The organism is Streptomyces sp. NPDC050674 (genome assembly GCF_040654575.1).
Classification (GTDB): domain Bacteria; phylum Actinomycetota; class Actinomycetes; order Streptomycetales; family Streptomycetaceae; genus Streptomyces.
Genome location: NZ_JBFAIG010000001.1, coordinates 736,230 through 759,621, shown reverse-complemented (window position 1 = coordinate 759,621; position 23,392 = coordinate 736,230). Strand labels below are relative to the sequence as shown.

Here is a 23,392-nt window from a genome sequence, read left to right as displayed (position 1 = left end):
AGGTCTAGCTGAAGCCGCCGCTGAAGTCGCTGTTGAGCTGGGCGGAGCAGATGTTGTAGCCGCCCTGGGCCCGGCCCGACTTCGTCCGGCCGTCGATGGTGAGGGAGCACCGGATGTCGCCGCCGCCCATGAGCTGCGCGGTCACCTGGTAGTAGAGGGCGTCGTCCTCGACGGTCAGGGTCTTCTTCATCGGCAGGCCCTTGCCCTGGAGATTGGTGCCGTCGTTGCCGTAGGTGATGTCGACACCGGAGGGGGCGGAGCCCCACACCTTGAACACCGCCTTGCCCTCGGCGGCGCCGGCGGCCTCGGCGTCGTCGGCGGTGTCCGCCTCGGGCTCGGCTTTGGGCTCGGGTTCGGCCTTGGCCTTCGCCGTGGCGGTCCTGGTGACGGTCACCGTGGGCGCCGGATCCGCCTTGTCGTCGGTGCGCGCCCTTTCGGTGACGGTGACGGTCGGCCGGGGCGCGGCGGCGGTCTTCTCGCCGTCGCCGCCGCTCCCGGCGGATCCGATGGCCGCGCCGACGACGAGGAGGACGGCGGCCGCGGGTAGCAGGACGCGCTTGCGGGCCCAGGACGGCGGGGGAGTCGGCGGGGAGGGCCGCGGCGCGAAGCCGGGCGGCGGCGGAGGCTGGATGTACGACATGGACCCCCCTGAGGTGTTTCGCGGGGGGTGAGCGTAGCGAGAGATGTGAAGAAATTGTAAGCAGGGGGTCGGCAAGGTGATCGATTCGTGATCGGCCCCGGTGTGCGGAGAGGGCGCGTACCGTTTCCGGCTCTTGGTACGCGCCCTCGGACCGTCCGGTCAGCCGATCGCGCAGGTCTTGCCGCCCAGGGTGAACGCGGCCGGTTTCGTGTTCGCGCCCGTCCGGTTCGCCGTGAAGCCGAAGGCCACCGACGAGCCCGCCGCCACGTTGGCGTTCCAGCCGACGTTCTTCGCCGTCACCGCCGAACCCGACTGCGCGGCCTCGGCGTTCCACGCCTGGTTCAGCTTCTGACCGTCGGCGAAGGTCCAGCCGAGCGACCAGCCGTTCCAGGCGCTCGTCCCGGTGTTGGTGAGCTGGACGTCCGCCTGGAAGCCGTCCGTCCACTGGCTGGTGATCTTGTACGTCACCTTGCAGGTGCCCGTCGGTGCCGGATCGGGGCCGGGGCCCGGATCCGTACCGCCGTCCGCGCTGTCGCCGTAGATGACGCCGCGGCCGTTCGTGGAGACGTAGACGCGGCCGTAGATCCGGGGGTCACCGGTGATCGCGGCGCCCGTCCAGCCCCACTGGTGGGCGTCGTCGTTGATGCGCGTCCAGCTCGCGCCCTTGTCCGTCGAGCGGAAGATTCCCCGCACGCCGCCGATCTTCGCGCTGGTGTACAGCGTCTGGTAGGAAGCGCCGGGCGCCGCCTTGCCGAAGCCGATGGTGTCGGCCTGTTCGACGCCGGAGAGCTTGGTGAAGCTCGTTCCGCCGTCCGTGGAGTGCCACAGCCCGTACGTCCCGCCGGCGTCGCCGCCCGCCAGCCACACGTCGCCCTTCCCACCGGGCAGCGCCTTGAAGCGGACGCTGTCACCGCTCGGCAGACCGGTGGCCGGGGATTCCTTGAAGGTCGCCCCGCCGTCCGTACTGACGTAGAACTTCCCGGACTTGAAGCCGTAGAAGGTCTTCGGGTCGACGCGGTCCGACTCGACGAGCGCCCCTGCCGGGATGCCGCCCGACGCCTGCCACGACGTGCCGAAGCCGGTCGTGTGGTGCACGCCCGCGCCCCGGGGGCTCCACACGAACCGGCCGCCGTCGGCCGCCGACGCGACCGTGCCGCCGCCGCTCACGCCCGAAGGGTCGGTCCCCGCGAACCAGTTGGCCCCGTTGTCCGTCGAGAAGGCGATGTGCGGGCCCGAGTCCAGGTCGCCCACCCGGACCACGGTGTTCGGGTTCGACTCGGCGAAGTCCAGGCTCGTCGTCGTCGTGAAGTTCGGCTGCGTGAACATCATCGACGGCACCTTCGTCAGGTCCGTGTGCCGGAAGCCGCCGATGTCACCGAGCGCGCTCAGCAGCGGGGCGCCCGACGGGGGAGAGGCGAGGTCGTTGACCGCCGTCTCCTCCAGTCCCCGCACCATCGGCTTGACGGTGAACGTACCGCCGCTGTCCCAGTTCCCGAGGTTCTCCGTGCCGTAGATCGTCGCACCCGTGCCGTACATCATGCGGTTCGAGTCGAACGGGTCGATCTCCAGGGCCTCGGTCATCCAGCCCAGCTTCGGCGTCTGCTCGGGCGGCTGCGGATTCGCGCTCCAGGTCAGCCACGGCGCGGACGAGACGTCCATCGTGTAGCGGTTCTGGCGGTTCGGGTACGAGGTGTAGTCCCACGCCTTGGTCCAGGTCGCGCCGCTGTCCGTGGAACGGAAGATCTGCGTGTCGGGCCACCAGGCGCTGTACGCCGTCGCCATCAGCGTGCCCGGCTTCTGCCGGTCCACGGTCAGTCCGCTGAAGCCGTACGAGGTGTCGGCCTCCGCGACCGGGCTGATGTCCGTCCAGGCGCCCGTGCCCGTCGCGTACCGCCACAGCCGGCCCTTGCCGCCGTCGTACGGGCCGCCCTTGTCGCTGTAGGCGAGGTAGAGGAAGCCCTTCTTCGCGTCCAGCACGCCCTTGTGGGCGAGGTAGCCGGTGGGCTGCCCGGCCAGCCGCTGCCAGGTGGCGCCCGCGTCCGTCGACCGGTACACCGCGTTGTCCTTGTCGGCGACCCCGACGTAGATCGTCTTCGTGGCGTTCCCGGCCGTGCCGGTGGACTCGTCGAAGGTGACCCAGACGATGCCCTGGTTGTCGCTGGAGTAGCCGGAGGTGTCACTCGGATCGGCCACGTAGTTGCCCACGTTGGGGAAGTTCGCGACCTGGGACCAGGTCACGCCCGAGTCCGTCGACCGCCACAGTCCCTTGCCGCTGGGCGCTCCCAGGTACAGCACGCTGTTGCGGTTGGGGTCCACGGCCAGCCGCTCGCCCATGCCCCGCCCCGGCATGTTCCCGCCCAGCTTGAACGGCAGGCCGGTCTTCTTCCAGCTCGCGCCCCGGTCGGTGGAGCGCATGACCGCGCCGTTCTTCGGGTCCCAGTCGTTGGTGTACGTGCCCACCGCCGCGTACACCCGGTTCGGGTCGACGGAGTCGGAGGCGAGGCCGACGACGCCCGTGTGCCCCCAGTCGTCCCAGCCGACCGAGTCCAGCAGCGGCGTCCAGGTCTTCGAGGACTCCTGCCAGCGGTAGGCGCCGCCGATGTCCGTGCGGGCGTAGGCCAGGTTCTTCTCGGAGCGGTTGAAGACGATGCCGGGGACGAAGCCACCGCCGTCGATCCGGGCGTTCTTCCAGGTGTACGTGTCCGCGGCGAGCTTCGTCGCCGGGGGATCGGCGGCCAGCGCGGCGGGGGCACCCGAGAGCAGACCGGCCGCCAGCGCCAGCACGGCCGTGAGGATACGGGTTCTTCGCACGGTGGGGTTCCTTCCGCGGGAGGGGGAACGTGCGAGGGCCGGGCGGCTCCCGTGCGGGGGGAGCCGCCCGGCCGTGGTGGCCCCGCGTCAGGTGCGGGGCCAGGTACGCGGAGCTTCGGACGCACCTGCTGTTTCAGGGGCGAGGGGAGCTGCGGGCCCAGTCACGACGGACCCGCGGCCCAGACCCCGCCCACCCGCGGAGCGCCCGGCGGGGGCTATTCGAGAAGCTCCGCGTACGCGCCCATGGCCAAGGCGATGTCCGCCTGAGCCCAGAACCGGTGGTACGTGAACGAGGGCACCGCGCCGCCGGCGAGATAGCTCTCGATCTTCGACCAGGCCGGGTCGTCCTTGTAGAAGGACCGGATCGAGTCGAACGTCGACGACGAGTTGATCGCGTCACCGTTCGGCATCGTGCCCGTCCAGCCACTGGGGATGTGCACCGGGTCGTCGAACCGGTTGTAGTCGGTCCGGCTTTCCGGGACGGCGATCCCGAGGGCGTCCTGGTGGTTGTCCCACATGCCGTCCAGCAGCTTCTTCGCCGCCGTCGCCGCCTCCGTGTCACCGGAGCGGTCCGCGTAGTACGTCAAGGTCTTGGCGTACGAACCGGCCACGCCGACGTCGTTGGTGTAGTCGGCGACGGTGACGCGCAGCCCGCTGTTGGAGCCGGGGCTGGAGGCGTTCCAGGTGTCGGGCTGGCCCGACCACTGGAGCGTCGACGGGATGCGGAAGGTGCCGTCCGGGTTGAACGTGGTCTTGGACAGCGCCCAGTCGACCCACTTGTCGAGGACCGCCTTGGCCTTCGCGTTGCCCGTCTGCTGGTACAGCTCGGCGACCCGCTCCATGGACCACGCCTGGAAGCCGAACCACTGGTTGGACGGCGGGTCGTGGTACACGGGCGCCTCGTCGTAGTACATGCCGTAGAACGTCGACTTGCCCGAAGGCGGGGTCGCGTACCGGCCCGCCCAGCTGTTGGTCGCGCCGCCGGCGATGGCACCCTCGCTGGACTGGAGCCAGCGGTAGAACTCCAGCTGGCGGTCCATGGACTTGGCCCAGTCCGCCGCGCCCGTCGCCGACTTGGGCTTCAGCGGCGCGTAGTTGGCGAGGGCGTAGGCGGCGAGGGGGTTCTGGTAGCCGCCGTGGGCGTGGCTGGAGCCGATGCGCCAGGCCCAGCCGGCATTCGTGTCCGTGGCGCCGCCCCAGGCGTAGTACCAGGACATCAGGTAGAACGAGGCGTCCTTGCCGGTGCCCGCGGGGCAGGCCGAGGGACCGACGCAGTTGCCGACCTTCTTGAAGTACTTGTCGAACATCGAGTAGCGCAGGTAGTCGCCCATCTTGGCGGCCTTGCCGACCGTCGCGGAGACGGCCGAGCCCTTGCCCTGCTCCTTCGCCCACAGGTCCGCCCAGTAGGCGGCCTGCACGGCCCGCGCGTCGGCGTCCGGCGCGTTGGTGAACTTCCACTGCTTGGCGTAGGAGGCATCACCGGTGAACAGGTCCAGATAGCCGTTCTTGCCGCCGAACTTGAAGGCGTCACACGTCGGCTGCGGCACGGTCTCCCACACCGACTCCTGCGCACCGCGCTGGAAGGTGTTGATGTACGACGGGCCGGTGTCCGACGGACCCGCCTCGCACTTGCCCGGCGAGTTTCCGAAGCCGTAGACGTTGTCGACGTCCTGGAGCCAGTGCATGCCGTAGACGTCGTCCGTGCCGTAGGCCGACTTCAGCTCGGACGCGATCGGGTCGGATCCGACCGAGACACCGGTGTCGAGCTTGGCCGGGTACTCGGCCGGCGTGTCCAGCTCGGGCGCGTAGGTGGCCGGCTTTGCGGGGTTGTAGAAGGAGTTGGTCGGCTGGTCGGCCTTGGTGGGGATCATGTACTTCTCCATGAGCTCCCACGCGCCGTTGAACTTCGACCAGTCACCCGTCACCTTGCCGTACATGGCCTGGAGCCACAGGAGGTAGCTGTACGCCTCCGAGGTGGTCTCGTGGCCGTGGTCCGGCGCCTCGACGATCAGCGTCTCGACCGAGTGGTAGGGAATGCCCTCGGGGGAGAAGTAGCCGTTCGCCGGGTTGGTGATCTTCCCGTACAGCTCCAGGAAACGGGCGTCGTAGACCTTCGCCGCCGCCAGCTGGGTGACGGTGACGGAGGCCTTCGCGTGGCCCGCGGCCGTCGACTCGAACACCGCGGACCCCGAACCGGAGCTCGCGGCCGTCACGGTCACCTTCTGCGCGGTGTTCCAGTTCTGCGGTGTGAAGGTCAGCGAGGCGCCGCCCGTGACCGACAGCCCCGAGTTGCCGCTCGCGCGGGCCGAGGTCACCGTCACGTTCGAGGCGGGCTGCTTGGACAGCTTCACCTCGTAGGTGCCCGACTTGCCGGACTGCACGCCGAGTTGGACCGGCGAGGCGACCACGGTCGGACCCGAGGAGACGGTGATGCCGACCGGGGTGGAGTCGGCGGAGGCGCCCATGCTGTCGTACGCCTTCGCCACCAGGGAGTGACCGCCGACGGCGAGGTCGGAGACGGAGAGCGCGTAGGGCGCGCTGGTGTCGGTGCCCAGCAGCTTGGTGTCGTCGTAGAACTCCACCTTGCTGATCGTGGCATTGTCCGCGGCGGCGGCGGTCGCCGCCAGCGGCACCGCCTGGCCCTGGGTGTAGACGGCGCCCGCGCTCGGGCTGGTCAGCACGGTGATCGGCGGCTGGTGCGCGCCGGTGCAACGGGTGCCGTTGACCGAGAAGGACGCCGGTGCGGTGTTGGCGCCGCTGTAGGAGAACTGGGCGCCGGTGGAGACGGCGGCACCCGCGGCGACGCGCCCGTTGTGGGCGGCGTTCTTCACGGTGATGTTCTGGCCGGACTGCGACCAGGTGCCGTTCCAGCCGTTGCCCAGCTTCTGGTTGCCCGAGTAGGCGTAGGTCAGCGTCCAGCCGTCGATGACGTCCGTGCCGCGGTTGGTGAGGGTCAGGTCCACCGTGAAACCGGAGCCCCAGTCGTTCGTCTTGTAGTCGACACTGCACTGAAGTGGCGCTGCCTGCGCGGGAGTCGACCCCGAGGAGAGCATCGTCAACGGAAGCGCGAGAGCTGCGAGGGCGGCGGTCCACAACCGCCGTACCGCTCCGCGTCTCCGGGGTGGGGGATGCATGGTGCTGGTTCCTCCTTGCGGCTCGGAGAAGTCAAGGCTTGAACCAGTGGGAGCGCTCCCATAGTGCGGACCCGTCAGGTACCGGTCAAGGTTCTCGAAGAGTCGAAAAGATTCGATGCCCCACCTTGAGCAAAAGTCAGCGGCTCCCCTGTTCTTTACTGTCACTTGGCGCTACCTTCCTTGGCACCAGTGGGAGCGGTTCCATCAGTCGACGCGTCCGTCACGGCACGCCCGACCTGCAAGGAGTCGCTCATGCGACACCCCCCGCGTTCAGTACTTTGAGCCGCCGCCGGCGTGAGACGCCCGCGTGCGCACGACAGTTGCTCCCCCGCGTCGGTCGCGAACGGCGCCGCGCTCGCTCCGTCCTGCCCGCGACACCTCACCGCACCCGACGAACCCCCCACGGAACTGCGGTATCGCAAGGAACCCAACGGAAGAGGGACCCCCACTCATGAGCCGTACGAGAACCGCGTTACTGGCCGCCATGGCCCTGGTCGGCGGTGTGACCGGCACCGCCTTCGCCGTCGACCCCGGCACAGCCGGCGTCGCCGCCGTCCCCTGCACCGTCGACTACAAGATCCAGAACCAGTGGGGCACCGGCTTCACCGCCGCCGTGACCATCACCAACAACAGTGCCGCGAAGTCCTCGTGGTCGCTGAAGTGGTCGTACGCCGGCGACCAGAAGGTCACCAGCGGCTGGAACGCCAAGCTCAGCCAGAGCGGCGCCGCCGTCACCGCCGCCAACGAGAGCTACAACGGGCAGCTGGGGACCGGCGGTTCGGTCAGCTTCGGCTTCCAGGGCAGCTACAGCGGCAGCAACGCGATCCCGGCGACCTTCACCCTCGACGGCGTCACCTGCAACGTCGACGGCGGCCCCGGCGGCCCCACGGATCCGCCGGACCCGGGCGGCCCGTCCACCCGGGTGAACAACCCCTACGAGGGCGCCAAGGTGTACGTGAACCCGGAGTGGTCCGCCAACGCCGCCGCCGAGCCGGGCGGCAGCCGGGTCGCCAACCAGCCGACCGGTGTCTGGCTGGACCGGATCGCCGCGATCAGCGGCGCCGGCGGAAAGATGGGCCTGCGCGACCACCTCGACGAGGCGCTGCGCCAGAAGGGCTCCGGCGAGCTCGTCGTCCAGTTCGTGATCTACAACCTGCCCGGACGGGACTGCTCCGCCCTCGCCTCCAACGGCGAGCTGAAGGCCGACGAGATCGGCCGCTACAAGACGGAATACATCGATCCCATCAAGGCGATCCTCGCCGACCCGAAGTACGCCTCGCTGCGGATCGTCACCACCGTCGAGATCGACTCGCTGCCCAACCTCGTCACCAACACCGGCAGCCGCCCGACGGCCGTCCCGCAGTGCGACGTGATGAAGGCCAACGGCAACTACGTCAAAGGCGTCGGCTACGCGCTGAACAAGCTCGGCGACGTGCCGAACGTCTACAACTACGTCGACGCCGGGCACCACGGCTGGATCGGCTGGGACGACAACTTCGGCCCCACCGCCGCCATCATGAAGGAGGCGGCGACCGCCGAGGGCGCCACGCTGAACGACGTCCACGGCTTCATCACCAACACGGCGAACTACAGCGCCCTGAAAGAGAACAACTTCACCATCAACGACACCGTGGCCGGCAAGTCCGTCCGTGAGTCGAAGTGGGTCGACTGGAACCGCTACGTCGACGAGCTGTCCTATGCCCAGGCTTTCCGCAACCAGCTGGTCACGGCGGGCTTCAACGCCAACATCGGCATGCTGATCGACACCTCCCGCAACGGTTGGGGCGGCGCCGCACGACCCACCGGACCGGGCGCGACGACCAGCGTCGACACGTACGTCGACGGCGGGCGCTACGACCGTCGCCTCAACACCGGAAACTGGTGCAACCAGGCCGGAGCCGGTCTCGGGGAGCGACCGAAGGCCGCCCCCGCGCCGGGGATCGACGCGTACGTGTGGATGAAGCCGCCGGGTGAGTCCGACGGGGCGAGCAAGGCGGTCCCGAACGACGAGGGCAAGGGCTTCGACCGCATGTGCGACCCGACCTACACGGGCAACCCGCGCAACAACAACAACATGTCCGGAGCCCTGCCGGACGCGCCGCTGTCCGGGCACTGGTTCTCCGCCCAGTTCCGGCAGCTGATGCAGAACGCGTACCCGCCGCTGTCGTGACCCGTCCGTGAGGACCGGCCGATCCGCCGGGGCCCACAGCCCCGGCGGATTTGCCGCACCGGCAACAGCAGTGGCCTCCGATCGGTGCGTCGGCGCACGCTGACCGCATCCGAGCGAGAGGCTGACCACCATGGCGCACCAGCACGGCCACGAGCACAAGCCTGGCCACCACCACGAGCACACGGACCTCGACTGGGCCGAGATGGGCCCGATGCTGGAGTCCTCGGCCGAGCTCTTCGCCTCCCTGTACGAGCGGGCACTGGGCTGGCTCGCACAGGAGGTGACCGAGCCGGGCCTGATCGTCGACGCGGGCAGCGGCCCGGGCGTCGTGGCGTGCCTGTTCGCGGAGACGTTCCCGGGCGCGCGGATCGTGGCGGTGGACGGCTCCGAAGCGCTGCTGGAGCGGGCCCGGGCGCGGGCGGAGCGGCAGGGCGTCGCCGACCGCTTCGGCACGCTCGCCGGGGACCTGCCCGAGGTGCTCGGCGAACTGGAATACCCCGCCGACCTGCTCTGGGCGAGCCGCAGCCTGCACCACCTCGGCGATCAGCGGGCCGCGCTGGCCGCCTTCGCGCGGCGGCTGGCGCCGGGCGGCACACTCGCCCTCATGGAGGGCGGTCTGCCCCCGCGGTTCCTGCCGCGTGACATCGGCATCGGCCGGCCCGGCCTCCAGGCGCGGATCGACGCGGTGGAGGCACAGTGGTTCGACCGGATGCGCACCGACCTGCCCGGACACGTCGCCGAGACGGAGCACTGGCCGGGCCTGCTGGCGGCCGCGGGGCTCAAGCACACCAGGACGCACAGCTTCCTGCTCGACCTGCCGGCCCCCGCCTCGGACCGGGCGCGCGCGTATGTCGTGGCGTCCCTGGCGCACATGCGCGACAAGCTCGCCGAGGGGTTGGACGCCGAGGACCTCGCGACCGTCGACCGTCTGCTCGACCCGGACGACGAGGCGAGCCTGCACCGCCGCCCGGACGTGTTCGTCCTGGAGGCCCACACGGTGCACACGGCGGTCCGGCCGGCCTGATCCGAGGACCTCGGCCTCGGCAGCAGACGACGTCCGGCCGACGGTGGGCGGCCCCCTCAAGGCGCTGGGGCGGTCCGGGACGCCGAGCACGACAGCGCCCCGGCCCGGGCCCCGCGAGGGGGCTTTGGGCCGGGGCGCTGGTGGTGCGGTTCAGGCGCCGTTGAACTCCGCCGGGTCCGGGCCGATGCGCCGGTCCTCGTTCAGGGCGCTGATCGCGGCCAGGTCCTCGTCGTCGAGGCTGAAGTCGAAGACGTCGATGTTCTCCTTGATCCGCGACGGCGTCACGGACTTCGGGATCACCACGTTGCCCAGCTGGATGTGCCAGCGCAGCACGATCTGGGCCGGGGTGCGCTCGTGCTTGCGGGCGATGGCCACGATCGCCGGGACCTCCAGCAGGCCCTTGCCCTGGCCGAGCGGCGACCAGGCCTCCGTGGCGATGCCCTGCCCTGCGTGGTACTCACGGGAGGCCTGCTGCTGGAGGTGGGGGTGCAGCTCGATCTGGTTGACCGCCGGGACCACCGACGTCTCGCCGATCAGCCGCTCCAGGTGCTCGGGCAGGAAGTTGGAGACGCCGATGGCCCGGATCCGGCCGTCGGCGTGCAGCTTCTCGAACGCCTTGTAGGTGTCGACGTACAGATCGCGCTCCGGCGTCGGCCAGTGGATCAGGTACAGGTCGACGTGATCCAGGCCGAGCTTGTCCAGCGACGTGTCGAAGGCGCGCAGCGTGGAGTCGTATCCCTGGTCGGCGTTCCAGAGCTTCGTGGTGACGAAGAGCTCCTCGCGGGGGATGCCGGACGAGGCGATGGCCTTGCCGGTGCCCTGCTCGTTGCCGTAGATCGCCGCGGTGTCGATGCTGCGGTACCCGGCCTCCAGCGCCGTCGAGACGGCCGTCTCGGCCTCGTCGTCCGGCACCTGCCAGACGCCGAAGCCCAGCTGGGGCATCTCGACGCCGTTGTTCAGGATGATCGGGGGGACCTTGCTCACGAGCTCTCGATCCTTCGGTAAGTGGTCAGGTGTGCTCCCATCGTCAACGATCACGGGCGGTGATGCATTCCTGACGGGAGATTCCGGAGCCACACCTGCCCCGTGGGGCGGCGCTCACGCACGATAGAGCGCCTCGACCTCTTTCTCGTACGCCTTCTCGATCGCCTTGCGCTTGAGCTTCAGGGACGGCGTGAGCAGGCCGTGCTCCTCGGTGAACGGCTGGGCCAGGATGCGGAAGGTGCGGATCGACTCGGCCTGCGAGACCAGGGTGTTGGCGGCGACCACCGCGCGCCGCACCTCCGTCTCCAGATCCGCGTCGCGCACCAGCTCCGCCGGGGACATCCTCGGCTTGTTCCGCATCGTCAGCCAGTGCTCCACGGCCTCCTGGTCCAGGGTCACCAGGGCGGCGATGTACGGGCGGTCGTTGCCGACGACGATGCACTGGTTGACCAGCGGATGGTCCCGGACCCGTTCCTCCAGCACACCGGGCGAGACGCTCTTGCCGCCGGACGTGACCAGGATCTCCTTCTTGCGGCCGGTGATGGTGAGGAAGCCGTCCTCGTCCAGTACGCCGAGGTCGCCGGTGGCGAGCCAGCCCTCGTGCAGCGTCTCGTCGGTGGCCTTCTGGTTGTTGAGGTACCCCTGGAAGACGTTCTCGCCGCGCAGCCAGATCTCGCCGTCGTCCGCGATGTGCACGGTCATGCCCGGGATGGGCTGTCCCACCGTGCCGAACCGGGTGCGCCCGGGCGGGTTGGCGGTGGCGGCGGCGGTCGACTCCGTCAGGCCGTACCCCTCGTAGATGTGCACGCCGGCCCCGGCGAAGAACAGTCCGAGCCGGCGGTCCATCGCCGAGCCGCCGGACATGGCGTGCTTGATGCGGCCGCCCATCGCTCCGCGGATCTTGGCGTAGACGAGCTTGTCGAACAGCTGGTGCTGCATGCGCAGGCCGGCGGAGGGGCCCGGGCCGATGCCCCAGGCCTTGGCCTCCATCGCGTCGGCGTACTTGATGGCGATGTCGACGGCCTTCTCGAAGGGGCCGGAGCGGCCCTCCCTCTCCGCCTTGCGGCGGGCCGCGTTGAACACCTTTTCGAAGATGTACGGCACGGCCAGGAAGAACGTCGGCCGGAACGCGGCCAGGTCCGGCAGTAGGGCCGCCGCGTTCAGCTGCGGCTGGTGGCCGAACTTCACCTTGCCGCGGATGCCGGCGACCTGGACCATCCGCCCGAAGACGTGCGCGAGCGGCAGGAACAGCAGGGTCGCCGCCTCGTCGCCGCGCTTGGAGTGGAACACCGGCTCCCAGCGCTCGATGACGGTGTCCGCCTCGTACATGAAGTTGCCGTGCGTGATGACGCAGCCCTTGGGGCGGCCGGTGGTGCCCGAGGTGTAGATGATCGTGGCGACCGAGTCGGGGGTGACGGCCTGGCGGTGGCGGTGGACCACCTCGTCGTCGAGGTGCGCGCCCATGTCGTACAGCTCGTGCACGGCGCCGGAGTCGAGCTGCCACAGCCGGCGCAGCTGGGGCAGCCGGTCGATGACGGTGGCGATCGTCATGGCGTGGTCCTCGTGCTCCACCACCGCGGCCGTCACCTCGGCGTCGTACAGCATCCAGAAGCACTGCTCGGCCGAGGACGTGGGGTAGACCGGGACGACCTGGGCGCCGATCGTCCACAGGGCGTAGTCGAACAGGGTCCACTCGTAGCGCGTACGGGACATGATCGCGACCCGGTCGCCGAACCGGATGCCGCTGGCCAGCAGGCCCTTGGCCAGGGCGAGCACCTCGTCGCGGAACTCGGCGCTGGTGACGTCCCGCCACCGGCCGGAGTCGTCCTTGCGGCCCAGCGCGATGTGCAGCGGGTCCTCCTGGGCATGCTCGAAGACCACGTCGGCCAGACCGCCCACCGGAGGTGCCAACGCCAACGGAGGGTTGGTGAACTCGCGCAAACCCCGCTCCCCGCTCCTCAGCGCTCCTGTCGAGTGACGCCCCGCACAGCGCCGTGAAAGCTACCCCACCCGGCCAGGGGGCGGGAGGGGGTACGAAGGCGGGCGCGGCTTCGGTCCGGGCAGGTCGGCGAGGGAAAATACGCTCACATGGGGAAGGGTCGGACACAAACCTGACGGTTGAGTAAGTTTCGGTGCCGTAATCTCCACCGAATCTGTACGACCCTGCCACGGTTCGGCATACATCCGTCCGGGCCGCACAAGTGTCCCCTTCCCACAGCGCGCCCGGCGCGGAGAGTGTCACTCCGCTTCCGTCGGGCGCTGCGGGACGGGGCAGGTCACAGCCCCTCGCGCTCGCTGCGGTGCAGCCGGTCGCCGCCCGCGAGGACCGCCGCCGCGAGGGCGTCCGCCGCCCCCTGGGCGGAGGGCCGGCGCCGGCCGTGCACCAGGACGAAGTCGACCTGGCCCAGTTCCGGCAGCCCCGCCCGGTCCGGGACCCGGACCAGCCCCGGCGGGATGAGGCCGCGGGAATGGGCCATCACGCCGAGACCGGCGCGGGCCGCCGCGACGAGGCCGTTGAGGCTGCCGCTGGTGCACACCACGCGCCACGGGCGGCCCTGCCGCTCCAGCGCCTCCAGGGCGAGCGCGCGGGTGATGCCCGGCGGCGGGTACACGATGAGCGGCACCGGGCGGTCGGGGTCGAGCCGGAGGCGTTCCGCGCCGATCCACACCAGCCGGTCGTGCCGGACCAGCTCGCCGCGCGGGTCCCCGGGCCGCCGCTTGGCCAGGACGAGGTCCAGCTTCCCGGCGGCCAGCTGCTCGTGCAGCGTGCCCGACAGCTCCACCGTCAGCTCCAGGTCGACCTCGGGGTGCTCGTGCCGGAAACCCTCGAGGATCTCCGGCAGCCGGGTGAGCACGAAGTCCTCCGAGGCGCCGAAGCGCAGCCGGCCGCGCAGCCGCGTGCCCGTGAAGAAGGACGCCGCCTGCTCGTGCACCTCCAGGATCCGGCGCGCGAAGCCGAGCATGGCCTCGCCGTCCTCCGTCAGCTCCACCGAGTGGGTGTCCCGCGTGAACAGCGTCCGCCCGGTGGCGTCCTCCAGCCGCCGCACGTGCTGGCTCACGGTCGACTGCCGCAGTCCGAGCCGCCGCGCGGCCTGCGTGAAGCTGAGCGTCTGCGCCACCGAGAGGAACGTGCGCAGATGGGCGGGGTCGTACATGCCCCGCAGGTTATCGCGAAACGTGATGACAGTGAGAGCGGTGTACGGGATTCCCGATCGCCGTTCGGGGGAGCAGGATGGAAGGGGGCCGCTCCGGCCCCGGACCGACCGAAGTACCAGGCAAGTGGAGCATCGTGAAACACCTGCGCCGGCCGCATCGGATGCCGATCGACCCCTACATCCTGCTTCTCCTCGGGACCGTGGGCCTCGCCGCTCTGCTCCCGGCGCGCGGATCGGCCGCGGACGTCGCCTCCGGTGCCTCCACGGCGGCCGTCGCCCTCCTGTTCTTCCTGTACGGCGCCCGGCTCTCCACCCGGGAGGCACTCGACGGACTGCGCCACTGGCGGCTGCACGTCACGGTCCTGGCGTGCACCTTCGCCGTCTTCCCGCTGCTCGGGCTCGCGGCCCGCGGGCTGGTGCCTGTGATCCTGACCCACCCGCTCTACCAGGGCCTGCTCTTCCTCACGCTCGTCCCGTCGACCGTCCAGTCGTCGATCGCCTTCACCTCGATGGCCCGCGGCAACGTTCCCGCCGCGATCTGCGCGGGGTCCTTCTCCTCCCTCGTCGGCATCGTCGCCACCCCCCTGCTCGCGGCCTCGCTGCTCGGCGGCGACGGCGGCGGCTTCTCCGCCGACTCGCTGCTGAAGATCGTGCTGCAACTGCTGGTGCCGTTCCTCGCCGGACAGCTGCTGCGCCGCTGGATCGGCGGCTTCGTCACCCGCCGCAAGAAGGTCCTCGCCCTGGTGGACCGAGGCTCGATCCTGCTCGTCGTCTACACCGCGTTCAGCGCGGGCATGGTCCAGGGCATCTGGCACCAGGTCAGCCCCGCGCGGCTCGGCGGCCTGTTCGTCGTCGAGGCGGTGATCCTCGCCGTGATGCTGCTCGCCACCTGGTACGGCGGCAAGGCGCTGGGCTTCGGCCGGGCGGACCGGATCGCGATCCAGTTCGCCGGCTCGAAGAAGTCCCTGGCCGCCGGGCTGCCCATGGCGAGCGTCCTGTTCGGCGCGCAGGCGGCGCTCGCCGTGCTGCCGCTGATGCTCTTCCACCAGTTGCAGCTCATCGTGTGCGCGGTGATCGCCAAGCGGCGCGCGCGGGAGGCGGCGGAGGTCAGCGCGCCGCAGCCAGCCGCAACGACACGAACCGCGGTCGGTACAGGGACACGTTCCGGCTGAGCTGCGCGGCGGCGCCCGTCGTCTCCAGCCAGTTGACGTCGTAGCTCAGCACGAGCCGTCCCCCGCCGCTCAGCACCGGATGCGCCTGCGGGTTGTAGGCGGCCACCTGCCCCGGCGGCAGCGCCGGGCTGAACTCCTTCGCCGGACCGTGCCACGGCCCGGCCGGGGAGCAGGCCCAGTAGGACGCCACGGTCGTCAGCCCCTTCGGGCCGGCGGCCATCGTGAACAGCACATAGGTACCGCCCTCCCGGACGACGGTGAACGCGCTCCCCACGCCCTTGCGCCGCCCGTCCCCGAGCACCGGCCGGGGGCGGGCGCCGGGCACCCAAGCCGAGCCGCTCCAGTACTGCCAGGCGTCCGGATCCGCGAGCCCGCCCGCCGGCACCCGGGCCGCGTAGGCGTGCGAGGCGGGGCGGGAGGCGGCCCGGCCGTCGTCACCGCCGAACACGTACGTCCAGCCGTCCTCTTCGACCAGTGTCGTACCGAACAGCACACGCCGGGACGGGTCGGTGACCGACCGCTGGTCGAACACCTCGGTGATCGACTCCAGACGCAGCCCGGGCAGCGACAGGGTGGCGACCTCGGTGGCGGTGGGCACACCGTAGATCCAGGGGGCCTGCCCCGCCGTGCGCACCCACAGCAGCACCCGGACGACCTGCTCAGGGGAGCCGGGGGAGCGGGGTTCGACCCGGGCGGCGACGGGCCAGCGCCACCGGCCGGGCCCCGGATCGGCGAACAGCGGGGCGGGCAGGGTGGATTCGAGCCGTCCGTCGCGCATCAGCACGGCCGAGTTGCGCACCAGGGGCGCGGTCGTGTCCCGCCAGGCGTACGACTCGCCGTGCGGGTTGGGCGGCCCGTACACCCGGCCCAGATAGGTGTCCGAGAACAGCCACAGCACCCGGCCGTCGGGCAGCCGCACCGAGTGGGTGCCGTCGCCGCCGGTCCAGTCGTCGGCGCGGCTCGCGTCGTCCCCGTAGCGGGCGAACTCGGCGGTGAGGCCGTCGTCCGCCTTCCAGGAGCCGACCGTGAGGGCGCGACAGGCGTCGTCGTCCGGACCGCGCTCGCCCGGCAGGGCGATGAGCAGCGCGGCGCCGAGGACCAGGACCAGCAACAGGCCGATCCCGGTTCCCGTGCGCTGTCGTGCTCGTGCTGCTCCTGAGTCGTCCGGCACGTTGCGTGACGTTAGTGGGTGCCGCTCACCTGGTCCATGGGCAGCCACAGCACGGTGCCCCGGGAGGCCGCGCCCGAGGCGCCGGAGGCCAGCTCCTTGTCGCTCAGGGCCCGGTTCCACACACGGACGTCGTCGATCGCGCCGGTGAGGAACGCCCGGCTGTCCATGCGCTGGCCGATGTGCACCCCGAAGGGGGAGTTGCGGCTGACCGAGCCCGGCACGTCCGCGGTGCCGATCGCCTCGCCGTCGAGGACGAGGGTCAGTTCGCCCCCGCCGCGGCGCAGCGCGAGGTGGTGCCAGCGGCCGTCGTTGCGGGCGCCGTCGGCGGACACCGAGGCCGACGTGACGGTCGTCGCTCCGGACCGGGTGGTGATCAGTCCCCGGACCCGGTCGCTCGCCGGTTCCCCGCGCAGCCAGATCTGCGGCTGGGTGGTGCCGATGCCGCCCATCCACAGGAAGGGCTGCTCGCCGGTCGTGGCCGTGTAGCGGAAGTGCAGCGAGACCGTGAAGTCCCCCTCGCCGAGCGGGAGCCGGGACCGGTAGGGCAGCCGTACGGCGTCGTCGGAACCGTCGAAGGAGAGCGCGCCGCCTCGGACACCGGCCGTCCGCCCGGCGCCGCCGAGCACGGCCGCGGGCGGGGCGCCCGCCGCCGCGTCGCGGGTGGTCGGGTCGGCGCCCCGGCGCGGCTTCAGCCAGTCCTCGGTGAAGCGGGCGAAGCGGATCTCGTCGCGTGCGTCGACCGCGCCGCCCTCGTACAGCAGGCCCACCGTCGTGCGGTCGACCGCCGCCATGTCGGAGTAGCCGGACCAGTCCGTGGTGACGACCGTGCCCCGGTCCACGCTCTCCCAGTTGCGCCCGCCGTCGTAGGAGGAGCGGACCATCATGGTGCGGCGGCGGTCGGGGTCGGCCGGCGCGGACAGCAGCATCCGGTCGCCCAGGCGCAGGGTCGCGCCCTGGACCTGCGGGGTGTACAGGTCCGGCAGGGCGCGGAAGGGCGTGGCGAAGCTGTCCCCGCCGTCCAGGCTGAGTGTCTGGGAGCGGTGGCCCAGGTCGGTGCCGTCCTGTTCCCGGCCGCTGACGAGCAGGGCGCCGTCCGCGCGTTCGGTGAGCGTCACCTCGGACGGCTTCTGCCGGAACGTGCCCTCCTGCGCTATGGGCCAGCTGTCCGTGGCGCCGACCTTCCAGGTGTCGCCGCCGTCGTCGCTGACGACGAGCGCGGCATGGTTGGCGGAGACGCGGCTGCCGTTCCACGTCTCGGTGTTGACGCCGAGGACGAGCCGCCCGGCGTGCTTGCCGCGGGTCAGCTGGACGCCGTGCACGGGGCCGGTCGCGTACCAGGAGTTCCAGTGGGCGGGCAGGATGTCGTCGCTCAGGTCGCGGGGCTCCGACCAGGTCCGCCCGTCGTCGTCGCTGTACTGCAGATGCGGGGTGCGGTCGCAGGGGACAGTGCAGTTGCCGGCGTCCGTGCGGCCGGTGTTGAACGTCTCGGCCAGCAGGATCCGGCCGGTCTCGCGGTCCACGACCGGTGCCGGGTTGCCGTGCGTGTCGCCCGCGCCCTCGGTGACGACCTGGAGCGGCCCCCAGGTGCGGCCGCCGTCGGTGGAGCGCTTGACGACGATGTCGATGTCGGCCGCGTCGCCGCAGTTGAGCACGCGGCCCTCGGCGAACGCCAGCAGCGCGCCGCTGGTGGTGCGCACGATCGCCGGGATCCGGAAGCAGGCGTACCCCGGGTCCTGGGACGCATTGAAGAGGACCTGCTGGTCGAACTCCGCTGCGGAGCTGCCGGATTGGCCGTGCGCCGGGGCGGTGGGGGCGAGCAGCGCTCCGGCGGCGGCCGTGGCGGTCAGGGTGGTTCTCAGACGTGCGCGAAGACTTGACGGCATGGTGCGACCTGCCCTTCATGCGTCTGTCGGCTGGACCACCGGGTCATGGGAACGGACATCCGGTCATTCGGACATCCCATGTCCCGTCTGTGGGGCCACAGACGGTACTTGGCTTCTCGGATCCCCCACAAGGATCGTGCGTCAGGGGATCAGGACGACCTTGCCCAGGTTGGACCGCCCCTCGATCTCCGCGTGTGCCTTGGCCGCGTCCTCCAGGGCGAACCGGCCGTGCACGACGGGCCGGAGCTCTCCCGCCCCGAACAGCCGCCACAGTTCCTCGCGCCACCGCTCGTACAACTCCGGCTTCCCGCGGGCGATACGGGCCATCTGGAAGCCGGTCACCGACTTGGCGTCCACCAGCAGGTCGTACGCCTGGATGGTGCCGCCGCCCGAGCTGTACGCCACCAGCCGCCCCTCGGGGACGAGCGCGTGCAGGGCGCGGGTGAGCAGTTCCCCGCCGACCGCGTCCAGCACGTAGTCGACCGGGGTGCCCCAGCTGCCGTCACCGTAGGAGATGACGTGGTCGGCGCCGAGGGTCCGGACGAAGTCGGCCTTGACCGGGTCGGATACCGCTCCCACGACCCGTCCGGCGCCACGCGTCCTGGCCAGCTGCACGGCCAGATGGCCGACGCCGCTCGCGGCGGCGGTGACCAGGGCCGCCTCGCCCGGCTCGGGGCGGGCCGCCTCCAGGGCGCCCAGCGCGACCAGGCCGCTGCGGACCAGGGCGACCGCGTCGACGGCGCCGGCGTCGGCGGGGATCGGTGAGGTCATGGCCTCGTGCAGCAGCGAGAAGTCGGCGTAGCCGTGGCCGGGACAGAGCCCGGTCACCCGGTCGCCGGTGCCGAAGCGGGTGACGCCCTCACCGACGGCGATGACCTCACCGGCGATCTCGCCGCCGAGCGGGCCCGGCTCGGCCGCCTCGGTGACCTTGCGGACCACCGGGAGCGTCACGCCGATGGCCTCCGCGCGCACGAGCAGCTCACCGGGGCCGGGTTCGGGGACCGGGACCTCCTCAAGGAAGAGGGGGCCGCCTCGGGATTCGTAGCGGACGCGACGCATCACACCTCCGGGGTCATGGGTGGTCCCAACGAATCCGTTGGGGAGCCCAACGGTATAAGAGGATCATAGGGAGGACCAATGATTTCTTGGTTAGGCTGCGGCCATGTCGGAAGCCCCCTTGCCCGCGATCCGCTCCCTGCCCAGCTGGCTGCTCGGCCGTGCCGCCGCCCGCGGCCGGGCCCTGGTGGCCGAGGCGCTGGCCGCTCAGGACATGCGGATGTGGCACCACGTCGTCCTGTCCGCCGTCCGCGACCTGGCACCCGTCGCCCAGGCCGATCTCGGACGCGGTGTCGGGCTGGACCCCAAAGACCTGGTCGGAGTGCTCAACGACCTTCAGTCGGCCGGCCTGGTGGTGCGCGAGCCGGACCCCCGGGACCGCCGCAAGAACGCGGTGTCCCTGACCCCGCGGGGAGCCCGGCTGCTCAAGCGCTGCGAAGAAGCCGCCCGCGCGGCCAACGACGAACTGCTCGCCCCGCTGACGGCCGCCGAACGGGAGCAGTTCACGGCGATGCTGCTACGGATATCCGGCACGGCCGGTTAGCCAGGCGCCGCGCCCGGCAGGCCGAGACGGGGCCCCTGCGGCGCAGGGGGCGCTCCCCGCCGGTCGGGGCCCCGCCGCCGTGTCGCGGAGGAACCGGGTCAGCCCTGGGCGGCCGCGGCCCGCAGGGCGATCCTGTCCTCACCCGCGTACACGTTCATGGAGCTGCCCCGCAGGAAGCCCACCAGCGTCAGGCCCGTCTCGGCGGCGAGGTCCACCGCCAGCGAGGAGGGGGCCGACACGGCCGCCAGGACGGGGATGCCGGCCATCACGGCCTTCTGCGCCAGCTCGAAGGAGGCCCGGCCCGACACCAGAAGGACCGCCCGGGACAGCGGCAGCTCCCCGTTCTGCAGGGCCCGGCCGACCAGCTTGTCGACCGCGTTGTGCCGGCCCACGTCCTCCCGGACGTCCAGCAGCTCGCCCTCTTCGGAGAACAGGGCCGCCGCGTGCAGCCCCCCGGTCCGGTCGAAGACCCGCTGGGCCGCGCGCAGCCGGTCCGGGAGGGTCGCGAGCAGCTCGGGGGAGACCCGCACCGGGGGAGTGTCGGCGATCGGCCACCGGGCCGTGGTGCGCACCGCGTCCAGCGACGCCTTGCCGCACAGCCCGCAGGAGGACGTGGTGTAGACGTTGCGCTCCAGCGTGATGTCGGGGATCACCACGCCGGGGGCCGTCTGCACGTCGACCACGTTGTACGTGTTCGAGCCATCGGCCGTCGCCCCGGCGCAGTAGACGATGTTCCGCAGGTCCTCCTGCCCGGCCAGCACCCCCTCGCTCACCAGGAAACCCGCCGCCAGCGCGAAGTCGTCGCCGGGGGTGCGCATGGTGATCGCCAGGGGTTTGCCGTTCAGCCTGATCTCCAGCGGTTCCTCGGCGACGAGCGTGTCCGGGCGGCTGGAGACCGCCCCGTCCCGGATGCGGGTCACCTTGCGTCGTTCCGTGACTCGTCCCATGTCCTGATCAGTCCCGGTTCTGTACGTGCTGGTAGCCGAAGCGGCCCTTGATGCAGAGGTTGCCGTGGGTCACCGGGTTGTCGTGCGGCGAGGTGACCTTGACGATCTCATTGTCCTGTACGTGCAGCGTCAGGTTGCAGCCCACTCCGCAGTACGCGCACACCGTGGTCGTTGCCGTCTGCCGCGACTCGTCCCAGGTACCCGCCGCCCGCATGTCGAACTCGGATTTGAAGGACAGCGCTCCCGTGGGACACACCTCGATGCAGTTCCCGCAGTACACGCACGCCGAATCGGTCAGCGGCGCGTCGTGCTCCACCGCGATCCGGGCGCCGAAGCCGCGTCCCGCGACCGAGATCGCGAACGAGTTCTGCCACTGGTCGCCGCAGGCGTCGACGCACTTGTAGCAGAGGATGCACTTGTCGTAGTCGCGGACGTACAGGTCGTTGTCGACCTTCGGCTCCTCGTTCAGCCGCGCCGCGTCCGGGCCGAAGCGGTCCGGCTTCGCCTCGTACTCCTTGAGCCACCCGGCGACCTTCGGGGTCGTCGACAGGTCGACCGAGGAGGCGAGCAGTTCCAGCACGACCTTGCGGCTGTGCCGGGCGCGCTCGGTGTCGGTGCGCACCTCCATGCCCGGCTCGGCCTTGCGGGAGCAGGCCGGGACGAGGGTGCGGGCCCCCTCGACCTCGACGACACACACCCGGCAGGCGTTCTTCGGCCGCAGCGTGTCGCCCTCGCACAGGGTGGGGATGTCCTTCCCGGCCGCCCGGCAGGCGTCGAGGATCGTCGAACCCTCCGGGACCCGCGCCTCCTCGCCGTCGAGGGTGAACTCCAGCATGCGGCGCGGGATCCCCAGCGGTGTGACGGTCATTCGTACGCTCCCAGACGGTCGATGGCGGATTCCACGGCGTTCCACGCGGTCTGGCCCAGACCGCAGATGGAGGCGTCCCGCATGGCGCGGCCGACCTCCCGCAGCAGCGCGATGTCCCCGGCGGCGTCGGCGCCGGTGCGCTCCACGATCCGGTGCAGCGCCTCCTCCTGCCGCACCGTCCCGACCCGGCACGGCACGCACTGCCCGCACGACTCGTCCCGGAAGAACTCCGCGATGCGCAGCAGCAACCGCGGCAGGGGCACGCTGTCGTCGAAGGCCATGACGACCCCCGAGCCGAGCGTCGTGCCCGCCTCCCGCGTCCCTTCGAAGGTGAGCGGCACGTCCAGCTCGTCGGCCCGGACGAAACCGCCGGCCGCCCCGCCGAGCAGCACCGCCCGCAGCCCCTCACGCACCCCGGCCAGGGCGAGCAGCTCGCCGAGGGTCGCCCCGAACGGCACCTCGTAGACACCGGGCCGCCGCACGCTCCCGGACACGCAGAACAGCTTCGGTCCGGTGGAGCGCTCCGTGCCGATCGCCGCGTACGCCGGGGCGCCCATCGTCAGGACCGGCAGGACATTGACCAGCGTCTCCACGTTGTTCTCGACCGTCGGCTTGCCGAACAGGCCCTTCTCCACCGGGAACGGCGGCTTGGAGCGCGGCTCGCCGCGGTAGCCCTCGATGGAGTTGAACAGGGCCGTCTCCTCCCCGCAGATGTAGGCGCCCGCGCCGCGCCGGATCTCGATGTCGAAGGCGTAGCCCTGGCCGAGGACGTCGTCGCCGAGCAGCCCGCGCGCACGGGCCTGCGTGAGCGCGTGCTCCAGCAGGCGCAGCGCGCGCGGGTACTCGCCGCGCAGATACAGGTAGCCCTGGTGGGCGCCGGTGGCGTACCCGGCGATCGTCATGGCCTCGACGAGCGCGTACGGGTCGCCCTCCATGAGAACCCGGTCCTTGAAGGTGCCCGGCTCCGACTCGTCGGCGTTGCAGACGAGGTAGTGCGGACGGTCCGGCTGGGACGCCGTGGCCTGCCACTTGCGGCCGGTGGGGAAGGCGGCGCCGCCGCGCCCGACCAGGCCCGAGTCGGTGACCTCGCGGATGACCCCGGCCGGGCCCAGCTCGAAGGCCCGGCGCAGGGCCGTGTAGCCGCCGTGGGCGCGGTAGTCGTCGAGGGACGAGGGGTCGACCACACCCACGCGGTGCAGCAGCATCAGACCGTCCTGTCCGGCCTGGGGCACCGCCAGCGCGGCGGGCGGTTCCTCGGGCGCCGAGTCGGGCGCGCTCGCGGCGAGCACGGCCTCCTCGACGGTCGCCGGCGCCGAGACCGCCGTACGGACGGGGTCCCCGGCCTTGATCGCGAGCGCGGCCGGGGCGCGTTCGCACAGGCCGAGGCACGGGCTGCGCTCGACACTCACCCCGCTGCCGAGGCCCAGCCGCGCCTCGATCCCGGCGCACAGCTCGGGCGCACCGGCCGCCGCGCACGCCAGGTCCGTGCACACGTGGAGCACGGTCGCCGGACGCGGCTTGACCGAGAACATGGCGTAGAAGGTGGCGACCCCGTAGGCGTCCGCCGGCGGCACCGTCAGCCGCCGGCACAGGTAGTCGAGGGCGCCTTCGCTGATCCAGCCGATCCTGTCGTTGACGGCGTGCAGCCCCGGCAGCAGCAGCTCGCGGCGGTCCCGGGCCTCACGTCCGCCACGCGCCCACCTCAGATCGGCAGCGCGCATCTCGTCGCGGGCGGCGCCCTCCCAGGAGGACTCGGGAGGCCCGAGGAGGGCGTCGACGGCCGCCCGTTCCTCGTCCGTCGGTTTGCTGTCACCGAAGTGCAGGTCCACGTAC

At 71.3% G+C, this 23,392-nt stretch carries 16 protein-coding genes; 4 read left to right on the top strand and 12 right to left on the bottom strand.

The genetic code is table 11. The annotated features are described in order from the left end of the window. Positions 1-4: 4 nt before the first annotated feature. The 3 genes from AB0I06_RS03190 to AB0I06_RS03180 form a co-directional block, all read right to left on the bottom strand. A complete protein-coding gene (locus tag AB0I06_RS03190; protein ID WP_363116981.1) occupies positions 5-640 on the bottom strand; it encodes a hypothetical protein in 636 nt (211 codons plus the stop codon). A 159-nt stretch (positions 641-799) separates the two neighbouring features. Further along, on the bottom strand, positions 800-3,451 hold the full coding sequence (locus tag AB0I06_RS03185) for a cellulose binding domain-containing protein (protein ID WP_363116980.1): 2,652 nt from the start codon (positions 3,449-3,451) through the stop codon (positions 800-802). A 215-nt stretch (positions 3,452-3,666) separates the two neighbouring features. Beyond that, positions 3,667-6,585, bottom strand: coding sequence for a glycoside hydrolase family 48 protein (locus AB0I06_RS03180; RefSeq protein WP_363116979.1), 2,919 nt, complete (start codon positions 6,583-6,585; stop codon positions 3,667-3,669). A 451-nt stretch (positions 6,586-7,036) separates the two neighbouring features. Here AB0I06_RS03180 and AB0I06_RS03175 point away from each other — a divergent pair, with 451 nt between their 5' ends. Together AB0I06_RS03175 and AB0I06_RS03170 are read left to right on the top strand one after the other, a co-directional pair. After that, positions 7,037-8,755 carry a glycoside hydrolase family 6 protein gene (locus tag AB0I06_RS03175; RefSeq protein WP_363116978.1) on the top strand — a complete coding sequence of 573 codons (1,719 nt, stop codon included), beginning with the start codon at positions 7,037-7,039 and terminating at the stop codon, positions 8,753-8,755. A gap of 130 nt (positions 8,756-8,885) precedes the next feature. Further along, on the top strand, positions 8,886-9,779 hold the full coding sequence (locus AB0I06_RS03170; protein WP_363116977.1) for a methyltransferase domain-containing protein: 894 nt from the start codon (positions 8,886-8,888) through the stop codon (positions 9,777-9,779). A 150-nt stretch (positions 9,780-9,929) separates the two neighbouring features. Here the strand turns inward: AB0I06_RS03170 and AB0I06_RS03165 are convergent, their stop codons facing one another. From AB0I06_RS03165 to AB0I06_RS03155, 3 genes are all read right to left on the bottom strand, one after another. Next, positions 9,930-10,721: an aldo/keto reductase gene (locus AB0I06_RS03165; RefSeq protein WP_363117032.1), complete on the bottom strand. Its 792-nt coding sequence runs from the start codon at positions 10,719-10,721 to the stop codon at positions 9,930-9,932. Between the two features lie 156 nt (positions 10,722-10,877). Continuing rightward, positions 10,878-12,704, bottom strand: coding sequence for an AMP-dependent synthetase/ligase (locus tag AB0I06_RS03160; RefSeq protein ID WP_363116976.1), 1,827 nt, complete (start codon positions 12,702-12,704; stop codon positions 10,878-10,880). 335 nt (positions 12,705-13,039) lie between these two features. Continuing rightward, a complete protein-coding gene (locus AB0I06_RS03155) occupies positions 13,040-13,918 on the bottom strand; it encodes a LysR substrate-binding domain-containing protein (RefSeq protein ID WP_363116975.1) in 879 nt (292 codons plus the stop codon). Between the two features lie 161 nt (positions 13,919-14,079). On the opposite strand from AB0I06_RS03155, the gene AB0I06_RS03150 reads away from it, so the two are divergent. After that, on the top strand, positions 14,080-15,090 hold the full coding sequence (locus AB0I06_RS03150) for a bile acid:sodium symporter family protein (RefSeq protein WP_363117031.1): 1,011 nt from the start codon (positions 14,080-14,082) through the stop codon (positions 15,088-15,090). On the opposite strand, the gene AB0I06_RS03145 is transcribed toward AB0I06_RS03150, so the two are convergent. The 3 genes from AB0I06_RS03145 to AB0I06_RS03135 form a co-directional block, all read right to left on the bottom strand. Further along, positions 15,026-16,261, bottom strand: coding sequence for a DUF4185 domain-containing protein (locus tag AB0I06_RS03145; protein WP_363116974.1), 1,236 nt, complete (start codon positions 16,259-16,261; stop codon positions 15,026-15,028). The two genes, AB0I06_RS03150 and AB0I06_RS03145, sit on opposite strands and share 65 nt — an antisense overlap. An 11-nt stretch (positions 16,262-16,272) precedes the next feature. Continuing rightward, complete coding sequence (locus AB0I06_RS03140; RefSeq protein ID WP_363116973.1) at positions 16,273-18,144, bottom strand: sialidase family protein; 1,872 nt, start codon at positions 18,142-18,144, stop codon at positions 16,273-16,275. A 141-nt stretch (positions 18,145-18,285) separates the two neighbouring features. Next, positions 18,286-19,203 (bottom strand): zinc-binding dehydrogenase, encoded by a 918-nt coding sequence (locus AB0I06_RS03135; RefSeq protein ID WP_363116972.1) that lies wholly within the window; start codon positions 19,201-19,203, stop codon positions 18,286-18,288. A gap of 103 nt (positions 19,204-19,306) precedes the next feature. Here AB0I06_RS03135 and AB0I06_RS03130 point away from each other — a divergent pair, with 103 nt between their 5' ends. Beyond that, a complete protein-coding gene (locus AB0I06_RS03130) occupies positions 19,307-19,744 on the top strand; it encodes a MarR family transcriptional regulator (protein ID WP_363116971.1) in 438 nt (145 codons plus the stop codon). Positions 19,745-19,842: 98 nt separating this feature from the next. Here AB0I06_RS03130 and fdhD read toward each other — a convergent pair whose 3' ends face one another. The 3 genes from fdhD to AB0I06_RS03115 are packed head-to-tail and all read right to left on the bottom strand — an operon-like array spanning position 19,843 to position 23,388. Next, positions 19,843-20,691 (bottom strand): formate dehydrogenase accessory sulfurtransferase FdhD, encoded by an 849-nt coding sequence (gene fdhD / locus AB0I06_RS03125; protein WP_363116970.1) that lies wholly within the window; start codon positions 20,689-20,691, stop codon positions 19,843-19,845. Between the two features lie 7 nt (positions 20,692-20,698). Next, positions 20,699-21,559 (bottom strand): 2Fe-2S iron-sulfur cluster-binding protein, encoded by an 861-nt coding sequence (locus AB0I06_RS03120; RefSeq protein ID WP_363116969.1) that lies wholly within the window; start codon positions 21,557-21,559, stop codon positions 20,699-20,701. Beyond that, positions 21,556-23,388 (bottom strand): NAD(P)H-dependent oxidoreductase subunit E, encoded by a 1,833-nt coding sequence (locus AB0I06_RS03115; protein WP_363116968.1) that lies wholly within the window; start codon positions 23,386-23,388, stop codon positions 21,556-21,558. The genes AB0I06_RS03120 and AB0I06_RS03115 overlap by 4 nt, the downstream gene beginning before the upstream one ends. Between the last annotated feature and the right edge of the window lie 4 nt (positions 23,389-23,392).

Excerpts from the sequence above, each read along its gene's own strand:
- AB0I06_RS03155 (WP_363116975.1), bottom strand. The coding sequence starts at position 13,918 with ATGTACGACCCCGCCCATCTGCGCACGTTCCTCTCGGTGGCGCAGACG.
- AB0I06_RS03130 (WP_363116971.1), top strand. The coding sequence starts at position 19,307 with ATGTCGGAAGCCCCCTTGCCCGCGATCCGCTCCCTGCCCAGCTGGCTG.
- AB0I06_RS03170 (WP_363116977.1), top strand. The coding sequence starts at position 8,886 with ATGGCGCACCAGCACGGCCACGAGCACAAGCCTGGCCACCACCACGAG.
- AB0I06_RS03135 (WP_363116972.1), bottom strand. The coding sequence starts at position 19,203 with ATGCGTCGCGTCCGCTACGAATCCCGAGGCGGCCCCCTCTTCCTTGAG.
- AB0I06_RS03175 (WP_363116978.1), top strand. The coding sequence starts at position 7,037 with ATGAGCCGTACGAGAACCGCGTTACTGGCCGCCATGGCCCTGGTCGGC.
- AB0I06_RS03140 (WP_363116973.1), bottom strand. The coding sequence starts at position 18,144 with ATGCCGTCAAGTCTTCGCGCACGTCTGAGAACCACCCTGACCGCCACG.
- AB0I06_RS03150 (WP_363117031.1), top strand. The coding sequence starts at position 14,080 with ATGCCGATCGACCCCTACATCCTGCTTCTCCTCGGGACCGTGGGCCTC.
- fdhD (WP_363116970.1), bottom strand. The coding sequence starts at position 20,691 with ATGGGACGAGTCACGGAACGACGCAAGGTGACCCGCATCCGGGACGGG.
- AB0I06_RS03120 (WP_363116969.1), bottom strand. The coding sequence starts at position 21,559 with ATGACCGTCACACCGCTGGGGATCCCGCGCCGCATGCTGGAGTTCACC.
- AB0I06_RS03165 (WP_363117032.1), bottom strand. The coding sequence starts at position 10,721 with ATGCCCCAGCTGGGCTTCGGCGTCTGGCAGGTGCCGGACGACGAGGCC.
- AB0I06_RS03180 (WP_363116979.1), bottom strand. The coding sequence starts at position 6,585 with ATGCATCCCCCACCCCGGAGACGCGGAGCGGTACGGCGGTTGTGGACC.
- AB0I06_RS03190 (WP_363116981.1), bottom strand. The coding sequence starts at position 640 with ATGTCGTACATCCAGCCTCCGCCGCCGCCCGGCTTCGCGCCGCGGCCC.